This is a genomic window from Oleiphilus sp. HI0061 (genome assembly GCF_001635675.1).
Genome location: NZ_LWFE01001010.1, coordinates 1 through 16,866 on the forward strand (window position 1 = coordinate 1; position 16,866 = coordinate 16,866).

The window sequence follows — 16,866 nt, forward strand, 5'->3', positions numbered from 1 at the left end:
TATAGAGATTAGAACAACGAAAACAAGAAACCGCTGGATACCCATAACAAACTTCAAAATTTTATAAGTGATTGTTATTCTGATAATAGCAAGTCTTAAAGAAAAAAATCTGTGCTATGTCACTAAATAAGTAAGTAATTGTAATCGTGAAAGAAATATTGATTAAAGATTATCCAAACACCCCAACTTAGCGACTGAGATAGCGCATTGCGTCTTCGAGCCCTTCAACCGTCATTGGGTACATATTGTCCTCTAAGAGCTGCTTGGTTATCCCCAAAGAGCCGCCCTCCCCCCAGTATGACTCTGGCAGAGGGTTAACCCAAGCCACTTTATCAAAATGATCGGTCACACGCTGCATCCATACAGCGCCAGCTTCTTCATTCCAATGCTCGATACTGCCACCTGGCTGAGTTATCTCGTAAGGTGCCATTGATGCGTCACCAACAAAGAGTACTTTGTAGTCAGAAGAATATTTGTGAATCACATCGTAGATCGGCATGCTTTCGTTTGAACGACGAATATTGTTCTTCCATACACTTTCGTAAATAAAGTTATGAAAGTAGAAATACTCCATATGCTTGAATTCAACACGCGCCGCAGAAAACAACTCTTCGCAAACTTTTACATGAGGGTCCATTGAACCACCAATATCAAAGAAGATCAGCACCTTCACAGTATTGTGGCGCTCAGGCACAAGCTTAAGGTCAAGGTAACCGGCATTACGCGCGGTAGACCTTATTGTATCATCCAAGTCCAACTCATCAGCTGCCCCCTGACGAGCGAACTTACGCAAACGACGCAGCGCAAGTTTGATATTTCGAATCCCAAGCGTTACATCGCCATCAAGGTCTTTGTAGCCACGCTTCTCCCAAACTTTAACAGCACGACCATTTCGACCGTTTTTCTGTCCAATTCGAAAACCTTCAGGGTTATAGCCATTCGCACCAAAAGGTGATGTACCACCGGTACCAATCATCCGGTTCCCGCCTTGGTGCTTTTTCTTTTGCTGCTCGATCCGCTCTTTAAACGCTTCCATTAGCTCTTCGAGGCCGCCCATGGCTTCGATTTTATCCTTTTCTTCCTGAGTTAAGTTCTTCTCAAACTCTGCCTTGAGCCAATCTTCTGGAATCATTTCTTCGAAGAGATCATCAAGCGCTTCGATTCCCTCAAAATATTTGCCATAGGCGCGATCAAATTTGTCGAAGTTTTTCTCATCTTTTACAAGGCACAAGCGGCTTAAATAGTAAAACTCATCGATATCAGCAAAGACTATATTTTTCTCAAGCGCCTCCATTAAGTCTAAGAACTCCTTAAGCGTTGCTGGAACCTTAGAACGGCGCACTTCCTGAAAAAACTCTATTAACATCGAGATACCTCTTTTCTACTAATACAAACCGATTGCGAGTAAAAAATACTTTTAGGCTAACCCTTGCGCCTTGCCATAAATGCCAAGCGCTGCAGCAAGTGGACATCCTGTTCATTCTTAATCAATGCACCATACAAGGGTGGTATTGCTTTAGAGGGGTCTCGCTCTTGTAGAATTTGTTCGGATACTTCGTCAGCCATCAATAGTTTAAGCCAATCGATCAATTCGCTTGTTGAAGGCTTTTTCTTCAAGCCAGGAACTTTACGCACATCAAAAAACACATCGAGCGCCTCTTTAACCAAGCTCTGCTTCAAGCCGGGGTAGTGAACCTCCACAATTTTCTCCATTGTTTCGTGGTCTGGGAAGTTGATGTAATGGAAAAAGCAGCGTCTTAGGAATGCGTCCGGTAGTTCTTTTTCGTTGTTACTGGTAATCAATACAATTGGTCGATTTTTCGCCACAACACGTTCTTGTGTCTCGTAAACAAAAAATTCCATTTTATCGATTTCAAGAAGCAAATCGTTTGGAAACTCGATATCGGCTTTATCAATTTCATCAATCAATAGCACAACACGCTCTTCTGCTTCGAAGGCTTCCCACAACTTCCCTTTCACTATGTAGTTAGATATATCGTGAACACGGTCATTTCCTAACTGGGAATCTCTTAGACGTGACACAGCATCATATTCGTACAAGCCCTGCTGAGCCTTTGTTGTCGACTTGATGTGCCACTGAATTAAACGCGTGCCAAGTGATTCTGCTAACTGCTCAGCCAGCATAGTTTTACCAGTACCTGGCTCACCCTTAATAAGAAGAGGCTTTTCTAATTGAATCGCAGCATTTACAGCCATCTGTAAATCACCGGTCGCTACATAATCGCTAGTACCCTTAAAACTCATACTAATACCTTTTGATATAGACTCTTTGCCTCAAGCAGCCAAGACAAACTAAAACCAACAAATAGACAGACTGAAACTAAAGCCTGAATAGGAAAAACGTGAATTCTATTCTAGTTTTAAGTGCAACGGAAATCCTGGCAATAGATTATTTCAACAACAGTGTGTTCCAGAAACCATCCATATTGAGTTTTAAGCGCTATAATAAGGTACTAAAGCATGTGGAATTTGTGCAATTAATAACCTTAAATCATCAGTGAGCTCTTCCAATTGAAACAAGTTTTTTTCTTGATAGTGACGTTTATTTGCTTCTTCACCACTACCACAAACGCCCAACAAAGCCCTAGCGAAGTCGGCAATAAACAGACCCACCTTTCCTGCGCCATAATTACCAGCGAACATCTAACAATTTTACAATTATTCCAACGAGGACTACCTCAACAAGTCGCAATTGATTCACTACCAGATATAAGCAGAAAAGCCCGTAAGCGCGTCGAGTATGTGTATCAACTGGCCAAAGATATTGGTACGTTAAACGCCTATTCCGATATCAACACAAATTTTGCCCGCTGTTCAACTCTTGTATACAAGAACAAAGGTCTACCCGCCATAGATTTGGCCGAGCACGCATACTATTTTTGCTCTGGTGAAAACAAACTTCGATTCGAGATTATCCTGCTCATCGACCAGGGACTTTCGCAAGAAAAATTAGAAGCTCAGATTCCTACTACGCATCATAAAGTATTAAAACAGTACCAAAATCTAATAAAACGTAAGGGCACTCTTGCAGCATTTGACCTCACTGCAAACAATCTCAAAGCTTGCTTACAACAAATTGAATAGTTTTTTATTTAAAGTGTTGACTTGGTCGAGCCTCTTCTCTAGTATACGCGCCACTTCGACGGAGAAGCAGTTGCGTCCCCTTCGTCTAGAGGCCTAGGACACCGCCCTTTCACGGCGGTAACAGGGGTTCGACTCCCCTAGGGGACGCCATTTTCCTTCTTAACTTCTCCAATACCTCTCGAATACTTCCAAGAACTTAGTCTCCCCCTAGATATAGATACCAACCCAATCTTTTTACGTTTTTTTGCACCATTTTCCACCTGTTTTTACCCGCGTCAACTAAACTGCTTATAGACAAACTACGCGCCCAACTTATCCGAACAAGTTTTGGTGCGATTTAGGGATTTTCTATTGAGACAAAGTATGACCGATAAAAACGACGTATTACTTGCCAGACAACCAATTTACGACCGTTCAAAAACAGTCACTGGTTACGAGCTACTCTTTCGCAGTGAATGCGACACCCCCATTAGTAGCTTTGATGGCAACCTAGCAACGTCACGGGTTTTACTTAATTTATTTACAGAAAGCGATATATCAAGCATTACGAATAACCTGCCTGCCTATGTCAATTTTACTGCTGAACTCCTGCATAACCCACCACTATTCAACCCTGATACGGCGGTAATAGAAGTACTGGAAAATATCGAAATTACAGACAAGGTTGTTTCCAGCCTAAAAAAGCTTAAACAACGCGGTTTCACGCTAGCACTTGATGACTTTATTATGGATGAACGTTATCAACGCATATTGCCACTGGTAGACATTATTAAACTAGAACTACCTGAAATGGACGATGATGAATTACAGGCAACTATTAAAAACCTTAAGCAGCATGACGTAACTCTTCTGGCGGAAAAGATCGAAACACCTGAGCAATTTAAGCGCTGCCACGAACTTGGCTGCGACCTCTTCCAAGGCTATTTTTTATCCAAGCCCGAGATAATTAAAGGTAAGAAAATCGCTGCAGGAAAAATGACAATAATTAACCTAATTTCTGAAATTCAAGCACCCGAGATTGATATGGATGGCTTAACCTCCATCATTTCCCGAGACCCGGCACTAAGCTTCAAGCTACTCAAGCTTATTAACTCCGCCGCCTTTAAACGAAGCAACACCATAGACTCTATTCACAAGGCTGTCACCTTACTGGGCATAGATAAAATTAAGAGCTGGGCCAGCTTGCTGGCATTAAGCAAGTTGGACGACAAGCCCGAAGCGCTGCACTATATGGCGCTGGTACGTGCACTAATGTGTGAAAGGCTATCGGAATATATTGAACCAAGCCTAAAAGACCAGTTTTACACCGTCGGCCTGCTTTCTTGCCTTGATGCATTTTTTGATCAATCACTAAGCGATATCGTCTCTCATATTTCATTAGCACCGGGAATAAATGATGCGCTCACTCTATTAAAAGGTAATGCCGGACTTGCCCTATCCACCACAATTGCCTTTGAACAGTCTGAATGGCAAAAGTTAGACTGGACAGCATTAGCCAAATTCGAGTTAAATGCTAAACAAATCAATGAGATCTATTTCGAATCATCTCGAAGGGCCTTGGAAATTTCTGCAGAGAATTAGTACTCAGGCCACCCCAATAAACTTAGGAAACGTTTATTTAGCATGGCTAACTCCCTTATTCTTGTTATCAATTGTGGCAGTTCATCTTTAAAGTTTGCACTCTACTCAACCCACCCTGAAACAAGCCTTCTCGCAGAAGGCTTGGCAGAGTCGCTTAATCAGACAGAAGGCAAACTTACTGTTAAGCACTCAGGTGAGAAAGAAACCCTCTTATTAAACCTATCTTCGGAACTTGGCAACAGCCATGCGCTTGCCCTACAAGCAGCAATAGAGAAACTTGCTCGGCACTTTCCAATCAAAGAAGAACTCAAGGCCATCGGACATAGAGTTGTTCACGGCGGTAATATCTTTAGCGAATCTGTTGTGATTAGCGAACAAGTACTTGAGCAGATCAAAGCCTGCATCCCCCTTGCTCCATTGCATAATCCAGCCAATATAGTGGGTATCGAGAGCTTACAAGTGCTGCACCCTAATCTCCCACAAGTTGCAGTATTTGATACGGCATTCCATCAAACAATGCCAGCCAAAGCTTATACTTACGCACTACCCTACAAGCTTTATTCTGAACATAATGTTCGCCGCTATGGTTTTCACGGTACCAGTCACCGCTATATTGCTAAGCGTGCATCTGAAACGATAAATAAGTCATTGCCAGAGCTAAACATTATTACCGCTCACCTGGGTAACGGCGCAAGTGTTGCGGCAATAAAAAACGGTAAAAGCGCTGATACAAGTATGGGCATGACCCCACTTGAAGGGCTTGTAATGGGCACCCGATCTGGCGACATCGACCCAGGTATTTTTGACTTTCTAATCAGTCAGAATTACTCACCCGAGGAGATATCCGAACTCCTAAACAAGCAAAGCGGTTTACTCGGTATATCTGAGCTGAGCAACGATATGCGCACAATTTGTGAGAAGGCAGATGAAGGTCATACCCAATGCAAACTTGCTTTGGAGGTATTTTGCTTTAGAGCGGCCAAACACCTGGCCGGCATGATGACCTCACTAGAACAAATAGATGCACTGGTGTTCACCGGTGGAATTGGCGAGAACTCAGCTGTCGTTAGGCAAAATATTGTCAAACACTTGTCAATTTTCGGCTTTACTATTAACCATGCAGCAAACAATCAGCCTTCTTCACGTAACGAATGCTACAACGGGCTTTCTATTCATGAAGACCAATCTATCCCGGTACTCGTCATCCCAACTGACGAAGAAGCTATGATTGTAGAAGACACTCTATCGCTAATATAACAAATGCTATGCGGCCACTTCTACCAGCTATTGCAACGAACCATTATGCTCTCAAACCCTTAGAATATTTGAGAACAGATTTAAGGAAAGTCTAATATGTCTAAGTCATTTTTTATTGCACCAACCGCTAAAAATGCCGGCTTAACATCCGTCAGCCTTGGCCTACTCAGAGCGCTTGACCAGATAGGTGTAAGAGTTGGTTTTTTTAAGCCGATTACACAAATTACCCAAAGTCACCCCGATCACTCTGTCCACTTTGCTAATGCAATCAATCATATAGACAGCCCAAAGCCTATTCCACTGAAGACAGCACAAGATTACCTTACACGCGGCGACAAAGACCTTCTTATGGAAGAAGTAATCGAAAACTTCCATAAGATAAAAAAGCTGTACGACGTAATAATCATTGAAGGAATTGTTCCAACAACAGACGAAGCTCATACCAGCGTGCTCAATAAGGAAATGGCAAACAGTCTCGACGCAGAAATCATTCTGCTTGTGCCAATGACCTCCTTGCCAAGCAATTGTTCAGTTGATACCTTCGATGACCACCTAAAAACATCCTTGAGCCTATTCTCCTCAATTAAAGCCGGTGTCATTGGCTGTATTTTGAATAAAGTAGGCTGCGCACAAAACGCCAAACAACTGCACGATGATGCGATTTCGCTCACCGAAGCAACAGAGGTCGAAAACTGCCAACAACTACTCAGCACCAGCACCTTAATAGAAGCATCCACAGTGCTTAGTGAAAGTTTTCATTCTATAGGCCAGATACCGCTTGTACCGGCTTTACAGGCGCCGCGAGTCTTTGATATCGCAAATGAGCTACAAATGAAGGTTGTACCCGGAACGGGTAACGAGGAGATTTTGCGTACCCGAAGGGTTACGAGGATCGCCATTTGCGCGCGCAGTGTTAGCAATCTCATCAGTGCCCTAACCCCAGGCTGCCTGCTGGTAACCCCTGGCGATAGGAGTGACGTGCTACTTGCTGCTGGAATGGCGGTACAAAATGGCCTTCCTCTAGCGGGCATCGTGTTAACGGGCAACTACCAACCCGACGAAAGTATTCTCGACTTCTGCCGCCCGGCACTTCAAAACGGCTTACCACTGCTTAGTACGCATCATGACACCTTTGAAACCGCCGTCGCATTATCCAAGCTTGAAAACAAAGTTCCGCTAGATGATTTAAATAGAATGGATGAGGTAATGACGACAGTTGCCGACCATCTGGATATAGACTGGCTCAAGCTACACTGCGATAAAGAACGCGCAACACGCCTTTCTCCGCCGGCATTTCGCTATCAATTATCTGAAAATGCGCGCAGTGCAGCTAAGACGATCGTATTACCTGAAGGCAATGAACCAAGAACGATATGTGCCGCTATTGCTTGCCATGAGCGAGAACTAGCTCAGTGCATACTAATCGGGAAGCCCGATGAAATTAAGGCGGTCGCAAGTGCTCAGGGTGTTACGCTTTCGAGTGATATTCAGATCGTCGACCCTGACGAAGCACGTGAACGCTATGTCATCCCAATGACAGAGATCAGAAAGCATAAAGGCGTGAGTCACCAAATGGCGCGAGCAATGCTAGAAGACAATGTCGTACTCGCAACGATGATGGTGGCGCTAGATGAAGTTGACGGGCTTGTATCAGGAGCTGTTCACACAACAGCCAACACTGTGCGCCCCGCGCTTCAGTTGATTAAAACAAACGATTGCGCCAAGGTAGTGTCTTCAGTTTTCTTCATGTGCCTCCCCGACCAAGTACTTGTATATGGTGACTGCGCCATCAACCCAGACCCGAATGCCGAACAGCTGGCCGATATTGCGATACAAAGTGCCGACTCAGCCAAAGCATTTGGCATTGACCCCAAAGTCGCCATGATTTCCTATAGCACAGGTGTAAGCGGCACCGGCGCAGACGTCGACAAAGTTCGTGAAGCTACTGAGATCGCTAAGAACTTAAGGCCAGACCTCGTAATTGACGGCCCCCTCCAATACGATGCGGCGGCGATTGAAAGTGTCGCCAAGAAAAAGGCACCGAACAGCCCGGTGGCCGGTCAAGCAACCGTTTTTATCTTCCCAGATCTAAATACTGGTAACACCACCTACAAAGCTGTACAACGTAGCGCCAATGTAATCAGTATCGGCCCAATGCTACAAGGTTTGCGCAAACCTGTTAACGACTTATCTCGTGGCGCATTAATAGAAGATATCGTCTTTACCATTGCACTAACGGCCGTACAGGCATGTCAGTCTGAACAAAAAGGCGATTAAAAAGCAAACCGAATTTAAGGCGCTATATCTTAGCGCCTTCATTTAGTTCGCCTCTAGTATTAGCAAAACCTACACATTCCGCTTACAGATCTAGGACTGAGATGCCTATAACAAAACACTATATCTAGTGCTAACATAAAAAGATAAGTAAGCACTAATTCTGCAAAGCCCATAAATACAAGCACCTTCCTTTTCCTCATATTTTATCGCCCCAAAGTATTGACAAACCAGTCTCGACCACCTTGATATTTACACAATAAAAAAATCGGAAAAGAAACTTCACACACCACAATATAGTGTTATACTTCCCGCATACACAACAACATGTAGTGGATACTAAAACAAAACGCCCCCTATATATTGATGTAATAAGGACAGTATTAGCCCCCAATGGACCAGCCTTTTTCGGGTTTTTACATACTGAACAAGCTTTGATGTCAGCGGCTTATGCCACTAAAGCTAGAAACAGTGTGCGGTAAAGTGATGTACCAAACTAACACTATATATAGAAGCGCTAATCAGCATTAACTCAGCCGTTTTAGCCTACTATTAATAACAACTGAAAAAATGATATTCCAGATAGAGGTCATACATGAACGCCAAAGTTGAACCACTTGTCTCTCCATTACCAATGCAAGACGCTTCTCAAGATATCTGGCACACTAAGTACCAGCTAAAAACTAAAACTGGTCAGGCCGTCGATCAAAACATTGACGCTACCTATGAGCGTGTTGCCAAAGCGCTTTCATCTGTAGAAGAAGAGGGCAAAAGAGAAACCGTCTACAACGACTTCAAGTGGGCACTAGAAAACGGCGTTATTCCAGCCGGCCGAATCATGTCTAATGCCGGCGCAGGCGAGCATAAGCCGGCAACATCAACCATTAACTGTACTGTCTCGGGTACTGTGTTCGATTCAATGGATGATATCTTGCTCAAAAACCATGAAGCAGGCCTAACTCTTAAAGCTGGTTGCGGTATTGGTTATGAGTTTTCAACGCTACGCCCTAAAGGTGCTTACGTTGCTGGTGCAGGTGCAACCACTTCAGGCCCTCTATCTTTCATGGATATCTTTGACAAGATGTGCTTCACCGTTTCATCTGCTGGTGGGCGTCGTGGTGCGCAAATGGCGACCTTTGATGTACACCACCCTGACGTTCTGGACTTCGTACGTGCAAAACGTGAAGACGGCCGACTACGTCAGTTCAATCTTTCATTACTAATTACCGAAGACTTCATTAAAGCGGTTCAGAATGACGCTGACTGGCAGCTATCCTTCCCTGTTACTGCTGAAGAAGTTGAAGAAGACAATCTTGACCTAAGTGATGAGAGCCAATTCGTATTTCGTAGCTTCCCAGTTAAAACAAGCTATATTACTAATGATGAAGGTCAGGTAGCGTGTCGCATTTATAACACTGTAAAAGCGAAGTACATCTGGGACAGCATCATGACGTCTACCTATGACTTCGCTGAGCCAGGCTTTATCCTTATCGATAAAGTTAACGAGATGAACAACAACTGGTATTGTGAAAACATTCGCGCAACCAACCCATGCGGCGAGCAACCTCTACCACCTTATGGCAGCTGCTTGCTAGGCTCGGTGAACCTGACCAAATTTGTTGAGCGTCCATTTACTGACAAAGCCTTTTTTAACTTCGAAAAGTATAAAAAAGCTGTGGGCATCTTTACGCGCATGCTTGATAACGTTGTCGAGATCAACGGCCTTCCGCTAATTGGCCAGCGTAACGAAATTAACTTCAAGCGCCGTCACGGTATGGGAATTCTGGGTCTTGGCTCTACCTGCACCATGCTTAAGATGGCTTATGGCTCACCTGAGTCAATCGAGTTTACTGAAAAGGTAAACCGTGAGATGTCTATTGAAGGCTGGAAACAAGGCCTAGCGCTTTCAGAAGAAAAAGGCCCTGCGCCAATCATGGAAGAGACCTTCATCGTTGATGAGGAGATGCTTCTTAAACGCCCTGAAATGAGAGCTGAAGGCTACCAGGTTGGCGATGAAGTAAAAGGTAAAGTACTTCACGCAAAATACAGCCGTTACATGCAGAAAGTTGGTGAGCATGAGCCGGAACTAATCGAAAAATTAGCCGAACAAGGTGCTCGTTTTACTCACCACACTTCTATCGCACCAACGGGTACCATTTCGCTTTCACTTGCCAATAACGCAAGTAATGGTATTGAGCCTAGTTTTGCTCATCACTATTCACGAAACATTATTCGTGAAGGCAAGAAGACGAAAGAAAAAGTAGACGTATTCTCATACGAGCTTCTCGCTTACCGTCATTTCGTCAATGCTGATGCAATGCCGTTTTCTACTGACCCGAAGACACAATTACCTGATTACTTTATCTCGGCAGATGACGTAACGCCTAAGCAACATGTAGACATTCAGGCGGCAGCTCAACAGTGGGTTGACTCGTCAATCTCGAAGACTGCAAATATTCCTACAGAGTTCCCATATGAGGAATTCAAGGATATCTACATGTACGCGTACGAGAAAGGCTTGAAGGGATGCACAACTTTCCGCTTTAACCCTGAAGCATTCCAGGGCGTATTGGTGAAAGAGTCTGATCTTGAGAACACCATCTACGAATTTACGCTAGAAGATGGTACAAAAGTAAAAGCGAAAGGTAACGAAGAAATAGAATACGACGGTGAAATTCATTCAGCAGCGAACTTATTCGACGCATTGAAAGAAGGTACCTACGGAAAATACTAGACATAGTGAGCAATACACTAAGCACCCTTCACTATGTAGCAGATTGATAGGTAAAAAATTATGGCAATTAAAATTGAAAAGAAAATCGTCGGTTATCAAGTAGACAACTCCGGTGATAAAGCGCATGTTGTAGACAACACGCCAAAGGTTGTTCCAGTAGAGATGAATGAGTCGATTAAACGACCAGACTATCTTCTCGGCTCAACTTATAAAATTAAACCACCCGTATCTGAGCATGCGTTATATATTACTATTAACGACATCATTCTTAATGAAGATACTGACCACGAAATTAGACGACCTTATGAAGTCTTCATTAATTCTAAGTCGATGGAACACTATCAGTGGGTAATCGCTTTAACTCGCGTTATCTCTGCCGTCTTCCGTAAAGGTGGCGACATCACCTTCATGATCGAAGAGCTATCTTCAGTTTATGACCCGAACGGTGGTTACTACAAGAAAGGTGGCGTCTATATGCCATCATTAGTAGCCGAGATTAGCTCTGTAGTCGAGAAGCACATGAAGACTATCGGTCTAATCAAGTCTGAAGAAATGAGCGATCATACAAAGCAGATTCTTGCTGAAAAGAAAGCCCAGTTCGAAAAGGAAGGCAGCGCTACTCACGTTAACACTGAAGAGCCACCTGAAGATAACCCATTCCCTGCTAACGCGACGCTTTGTAAGAAGTGCCACAATAAGTCGGTGATCGTTATGGATGGTTGCCAGACTTGCTTGAACTGCGGTGATAGCAAGTGCGGCTAGTGCTTTCTAGCTAAATAAGCTAAACGAAAAAGGCCAAGTAAATATTTTACTTGGCCTTTTTTGCATTTATGCGGCGCTATTTCTAACAGTTAGCCAAACCGCCCACCGATATAATCCTGCGTTACCTGATTACTTGGCGATTCAAAAACTTTTGTCGTTTGGTCAAACTCCATTAGCTTCCCTAGGTGGAAGTGAGCAGTCATGTCGGCAGTACGATGTGCTTGTTGCATGTTATGCGTCACAATTACAATCGTGTAACTTTTCTTTAGCTCAAGCATTAGCTCTTCGATTTTTTGTGTCGAGATCGGGTCGAGTGCTGAGGTAGGTTCGTCCATTAGTATAACGTCAGGCTTAACCGCTATCGTTCGGGCAATACAAAGTCTTTGTTGCTGACCACCTGACAAACTCGTACCAGGGGAATGCAGTTTGTCTTTAACTTCATTCCACAGACCTGCCGATATAAGAGAACGCTCAACTAAGTCATCACATTCGGTACTACCCTTTTTAACCTGGCTATGCTTAATTGGTCCGTAAGCAACATTCTCGTAGATAGACTTTGGGAAAGGGTTTGGCTGCTGAAACACCATTCCTACACGCTTTCTTACCGAAACTTCGTCTACGTCTTTGTCATATATATTCTTACCATCAATGACTACTCTTCCGGCAATATCAACGATGTCGATCAGGTCATTCATTCTGTTTAGGCAGCGCAAAAATGTCGATTTACCGCAACCCGAAGGCCCGATCAAGGCCGTAATATTATTCTCTGGCACCTGCATATTGATACCATGTAAAGCATGGTGATCACCATAGTGAAGGTTTAAGTCTTCAGCGACGATCTTTATGTTATTACCACTTGATTTCATACTTCTTCCTTAGGTAAATAGCTGCAGCGTTCAGTGTGATTAATATCGACAGTATGACAACAATGCCCGCTGCTGTTTTTTCTACATATGCACGTTCAGGCATACCCGCCCACGTAAAGATCTGGGCCGGCAGTACCGTCGCAGCCTCCATGATCGACGAAGGTGAATCTGGGATGAATGCAATCATTCCAATAATGATTAATGGAGCGGTTTCCCCCATGGCTTGCGCCATGCCAATTATCGTACCGGTCAAGATGCCTGGTAGCGCAATGGGTAGAACGTGGTCTTTGACAACTTGAATTTTGTTAAGGCCCAAACCATAACCTGCATGGCGAATTGACTCGGGTACACTTCTGAGTGCAGCACGAGAACTGACAATAATAATTGGTAATGTCATTAGCGCTAAAGTGATACCGCCCACTAATGGCGAGCTTCTTGGCAGACCAAATAAATTAATAAATACTGATAAGCCTAGTAGGCCGAATAATATTGAAGGAATAGCCGCGAGGTTGTTTATATTCACTTCAACAAAACGGGTAAAGCGGTTGTCGGATGCAAACTCTTCCAGGTAAATTGCCGTCATCACACCAATCGGGAAAGCAAAGGCCATTGTTACTAACAAGGTCAGTACCGAGCCTACGATGGCAGACAGTATCCCGGCATTCTCTGGCATTTTAGAGTCACCCTTACTGAAGAAAACACTATTCCAGCGTAATTCTAACTTACCTTCTTCTTTCAACTTATCGACTAGGGCAAGCTGCTTTTCTTTCAGGTTATAGTGATGACCTTTTAAATACTGGTCAACCTGGTCATCAGCCAATGCCCACATTGTTTGGCTTGTACCCATCAATTCAGGCTGGTCTCGCATGGTTTTTGTTAACGTACGTAGCCAAGCCCTACTTACAATTTTGCGATAACCTTTTGGAATGGCGCGACGCGTGGACTTAGCATTTCGCTCAGAAAACTCTACTTCAACTTGCACATAAGCTTGCTTCACAGCAGGCGCAGCAGTACTAAGGATATCGACCATGAAGAAGATCAGAAACGACAGAGTAAATACGACGGAGCTCTTTGCGAAAAGTTTGAAAAATCGCGAGGCACGATGCCGTTTACTTAAGGTCGGGTCGTAAAAAGGGTTAGAATTCTGTTTTGAAGTCATAGCCTGCTTATCTTGTATTTTTCTTTAAACTTACGGATTTGGGACAACGAGACCATATTGAGAATCAATGTGATCACAAATAAGACCAAGCCTAAGGCAAAAGCCGAAAGCGTTTGCGGTGAGTCAAAGGCGTGATCCCCGACAAGGGAGTCAACAATTCTCACTGTTACGGTGGTCATATCTTCTAAAGGGTTCCACGACAAATTTGGTCTAAGACCGGCAGCCATAACCACAATCATGGTTTCACCAATCGCTTTAGCAAAGCCAAGCAAACAGGCTGAGATAATACCCGGAAGCGCAGAGGGTAAAACTATATTTTTGATCGTCTCGCTTTGCGTCATACCTAACGCATAGGCGGCATTGCGTTGACTGCTTGGTACAGCACGAAGTACGTCATCACTCAAGGATGAAATGACCGGAATAATCATAACGCCCATCACCAAGCCGCTTGCTAGTGCGCTGTTAAAAGCAGCATCGACACCAAACTGTTCTGCTATTGCCACGATAGCTGGAGCCACTGTCAACGCAGCAAAGAAGCCATAAACGACAGTCGGGATACCCGCCAGAATTTCGAGCAAGGGCTTCAATATTTTTCGCTGAGCTGATGAGGCATATTCACTCATATAAATCGCATTACCCAAGCCAATGGGTATCGATACCGCTAACGCAATAATTGTGATCATGAAGGTACCGGCGAAAATCGGTACTGCACCGAAGGAGCTTTCTCCATGGCTCATGTGCCACTCGGTACCTGTAATAAAATACCAAAGGCTTTTTAATTGAAAGAACTCTAACGCCTGGAACAGGATAGAAAACAAAATACCAATAGTTGTAACAATGGCAATTGCGGCTGAGATCGCGAGAGTTGCAGTAATACAACGTTCTTTAATAAGGGTTGAACGCTTTTTGGATTCAACTTGAAACAAATCTATACTTCCATTATTTAAGAGCCGAATAACTGAGTGGCTAAATTTATACCTACAAAATAAAAAGCCCACTACACAGCGGGCCTTTTGATTTATTTAAGTCCAACTACTTCCTTGTAGTTAGACTTAACATCCCTGTCATTAAACTTCCTAAGACCTTACACTTTTAGACTTAAGCGGGATTATTCAGCCCAGCTCGCATCGTACTCAGTGATAGTCAAAGAGGTATCATCGTCTGTATAAAGCGTGCTACCAGCATCTACAGTGAAGCGAGCTTCAGAACCTGCAGTGAACAGGTCAGCACTAGCGTTTACATTGTTCTTAATCGCTAGACCTGCACCTGTTACCGTTGCGCGAGTATCAGTATCAACACCAGTGTCACTTACACGGATCGCCTCAACGTCTGCATCTGATGAAGACTCAACCAAAATTTGAACATTGTTGAACACGTAGTCTGTACCTTCGCGCAAGCGAACTGCACGACCAACTGACTTCAAGATTGCGTTTTCAAGAGTAGGTTGCGCTTTAGGGTCACCATCAGTAGAGGTGCTGTGACTATCTGCTTCAATTACACGTGAACCAGTTTCGTCATCAACGATGTTCTGCTCAGCATAAACGTTTGAAAGTGTACCGATATAACCTTGGTCGGTATCGATTGAATCGTCACCAGCGTTGTAGATATACAAACCGTCGACGCTTACTGTACCGCCCCAAAGCTCGATACCATCATCCGCAGAACCAATGATTGCGATGTTCTCGATAGTTGTACCTGAACCTACAGAACCAAGAGAAAGACCGTTAAGCTCTTTGTCTTTTTCTACTTCATAACCAGAGTATTTGATCGCAACGTAAGTCAGTGTTCCACTGTTATCGTCCGCAATCGTTACACCAGCGTCAGGACCATAAGACTGAGTACCAGCTTCATAAGTACGCTCGCCTTTGTTGTTGGTAGATTGACCAAGGATAGTCAAGCCACCCCATTGACCCTGCTCGTCACCAGTATTAAGACCAGCAACGTCTTGAGCAGACGTAAAGATGATTGGGTTTGACTCTGTACCTTGAGCATCAATCATTGCACCACGGTTTATCGCTAGGTAAGAGTTACCTGAAGCACCGAAAAGTGTTGTTCCAGCTTCAATAGTAAGCGTAACACCGTCAACAACATTCACTTCACCAGTGATTGCATACAAGCTATCGCTAGTTAGTGTTGTATCGCTTGTGATGTCGCCACTAATAACTGAAACAGCCTGATCGTTAACCTCTGCCAATGCCCATTCGAAGATGCTCAAATCAACACCAGTTACAGCGTTGTCAGCATCAACTTCTGCAGCAAATGCTACACCAGAAGAGTCTAGATATGTTTCGTCAACCATATCACCAGAAACACCGACTGTTTCATGTACATCACCAAGTGCACGGAAAATTTCACGTGTACCTTCGTCACGATAGATACCCTTACCACTAGTGATGATACCGTCAGCACCGATGTCGCCTGTTACAGCATCATCAATCACTAACTCAACTGCGTCATTCTTGATCGCGATACCAGCACCTGCTGTTTCAATTTCATCGCCAGTTACAGCAGTATCACTTACACGGATTGCTGCGATGTCTGCAATGTAATCAGCTTCAGTGTACTCTTCAGTACCACCTTCACCGTCATCAACCTGTGTCCCAATTAGTGATGCATCAGCACTTGAAGACTTAACATTAACTTGTACGTTGTTAAATACGTAGCCTGTACCTTCACGAAGACGAATAGCGCGACCGATTGTATCTAGTGTTGCATTTTCAAGCGTTGGCTTAGCAATTGGTGTGCCTGCATCGTCAGTGCTGTGCGAGTCAGCTTCGATTGCACGTGAGTCAATCTCATCATCAACAACAACTTGCTGAACGTAAACGTTTGAAAGAGTGCCGATATAACCCTGGTCAGTATCGATTGAATCATCACCTGCGTTGTAGATGTACAGACCATCAACATCAACCGTACCACCCCAAAGCTCAATGACGTGGTCTAGCATTTTTGACCAACCCAGTTAAGATACTTTTTTCATTTCAATTGCCTGAGCTTCGTATTCATTCGGGCTCATGTAGCCCAAGTAAGAATGCAGCCGCCGACTGTTATAAAACATGGATATGTAATCCAAAATATCCTGCTGTGCCTCATAGCGAGTTTGGTAACTTCGCCATTGCACGCGCTCT

General features: G+C 43.9%; 13 protein-coding genes and 1 tRNA gene. 7 read left to right on the forward strand and 7 right to left on the reverse strand.

Annotated elements, in window-relative coordinates; genetic code table 11:
• Positions 1-187: 187 nt before the first annotated feature.
• Positions 188-1,366 carry a VWA domain-containing protein gene (locus A3735_RS12250; protein ID WP_068512682.1) on the reverse strand — a complete coding sequence of 393 codons (1,179 nt, stop codon included), beginning with the start codon at positions 1,364-1,366 and terminating at the stop codon, positions 188-190.
• A gap of 56 nt (positions 1,367-1,422) precedes the next feature.
• The gene (locus A3735_RS12255; RefSeq protein ID WP_068512684.1) at positions 1,423-2,265 is read right to left on the reverse strand and encodes a MoxR family ATPase; all 843 of its coding nucleotides are present in this window, start codon (positions 2,263-2,265) and stop codon (positions 1,423-1,425) included.
• Between the two features lie 267 nt (positions 2,266-2,532).
• On the opposite strand from A3735_RS12255, the gene A3735_RS29685 reads away from it, so the two are divergent.
• The 7 genes from A3735_RS29685 to A3735_RS12295 all read left to right on the forward strand — a co-directional run bounded on the left by A3735_RS29685 (position 2,533) and on the right by A3735_RS12295 (position 11,713).
• On the forward strand, positions 2,533-3,105 hold the full coding sequence (locus A3735_RS29685; RefSeq protein WP_156490352.1) for a hypothetical protein: 573 nt from the start codon (positions 2,533-2,535) through the stop codon (positions 3,103-3,105).
• 74 nt (positions 3,106-3,179) lie between these two features.
• Positions 3,180-3,255 (forward strand) — tRNA-Glu (locus A3735_RS12270).
• 213 nt (positions 3,256-3,468) lie between these two features.
• Positions 3,469-4,686 carry an EAL and HDOD domain-containing protein gene (locus A3735_RS12275; protein WP_068512688.1) on the forward strand — a complete coding sequence of 406 codons (1,218 nt, stop codon included), beginning with the start codon at positions 3,469-3,471 and terminating at the stop codon, positions 4,684-4,686.
• A gap of 42 nt (positions 4,687-4,728) precedes the next feature.
• The gene (locus tag A3735_RS12280; RefSeq protein WP_068512696.1) at positions 4,729-5,943 is read left to right on the forward strand and encodes an acetate/propionate family kinase; all 1,215 of its coding nucleotides are present in this window, start codon (positions 4,729-4,731) and stop codon (positions 5,941-5,943) included.
• Positions 5,944-6,039: 96 nt separating this feature from the next.
• Positions 6,040-8,220, forward strand: coding sequence for a phosphate acetyltransferase (gene pta, locus A3735_RS12285; protein ID WP_068512700.1), 2,181 nt, complete (start codon positions 6,040-6,042; stop codon positions 8,218-8,220).
• 592 nt (positions 8,221-8,812) lie between these two features.
• Complete coding sequence (locus A3735_RS12290; RefSeq protein WP_068512703.1) at positions 8,813-10,951, forward strand: adenosylcobalamin-dependent ribonucleoside-diphosphate reductase; 2,139 nt, start codon at positions 8,813-8,815, stop codon at positions 10,949-10,951.
• A 60-nt stretch (positions 10,952-11,011) separates the two neighbouring features.
• On the forward strand, positions 11,012-11,713 hold the full coding sequence (locus A3735_RS12295) for an NrdJb (protein ID WP_068512706.1): 702 nt from the start codon (positions 11,012-11,014) through the stop codon (positions 11,711-11,713).
• An 89-nt stretch (positions 11,714-11,802) separates the two neighbouring features.
• Here the strand turns inward: A3735_RS12295 and pstB are convergent, their stop codons facing one another.
• From pstB to A3735_RS28905, 5 genes are all read right to left on the reverse strand, one after another.
• A complete protein-coding gene (pstB, locus tag A3735_RS12300) occupies positions 11,803-12,579 on the reverse strand; it encodes a phosphate ABC transporter ATP-binding protein PstB (protein ID WP_068512725.1) in 777 nt (258 codons plus the stop codon).
• The gene (pstA, locus tag A3735_RS12305; RefSeq protein WP_068512727.1) at positions 12,563-13,738 is read right to left on the reverse strand and encodes a phosphate ABC transporter permease PstA; all 1,176 of its coding nucleotides are present in this window, start codon (positions 13,736-13,738) and stop codon (positions 12,563-12,565) included. The genes pstB and pstA overlap by 17 nt, the downstream gene beginning before the upstream one ends.
• Complete coding sequence (gene pstC / locus A3735_RS12310; protein ID WP_068512730.1) at positions 13,735-14,664, reverse strand: phosphate ABC transporter permease subunit PstC; 930 nt, start codon at positions 14,662-14,664, stop codon at positions 13,735-13,737. The genes pstA and pstC overlap by 4 nt, the downstream gene beginning before the upstream one ends.
• 182 nt (positions 14,665-14,846) lie before the next feature.
• On the reverse strand, positions 14,847-16,685 hold the full coding sequence (locus tag A3735_RS12315) for a hypothetical protein (RefSeq protein ID WP_068512729.1): 1,839 nt from the start codon (positions 16,683-16,685) through the stop codon (positions 14,847-14,849).
• A 15-nt stretch (positions 16,686-16,700) separates the two neighbouring features.
• Positions 16,701-16,866: IS3 family transposase (locus tag A3735_RS28905; RefSeq protein ID WP_156499638.1), on the reverse strand; the 166-nt coding region annotated here is incomplete at its 5' end.